The sequence below is a fragment of the Vogesella lacus genome (genome assembly GCF_979366295.1).
This window is the reverse complement of record NZ_CEETQT010000070.1, coordinates 1-205: the sequence shown is the minus strand read 5'-3', so window position 1 is coordinate 205 and position 205 is coordinate 1. Positions and strand designations below refer to the sequence as shown.

Here is a 205-nt window from a genome sequence, read left to right as displayed (position 1 = left end):
CCGCCCCGACGGCCCCGTCCACGTCGACGCTCAGCGCCGGTTCGGACAGCGGCATCCTGGGCGATGGACTGACCAAGGTGAACACACCGGTCATCACCGGCACCGGTGAGGCCAACGCTACCGTCAAGCTCTACGACACGGATGGCAGCACCCTGCTGGGCACCTCCACTGCCGATGGCTCGGGCAACTGGAGCATTACCAGCAG

Annotated in this window: 1 protein-coding gene; it reads left to right on the top strand. The window is 66.8% G+C overall.

Annotated features, from left to right (window positions below):
* Positions 1-205, top strand: a 205-nt coding sequence (locus ACZ9W6_RS17765; RefSeq protein WP_465192506.1) for an Ig-like domain-containing protein, incomplete at both ends; no start/stop codon positions are given.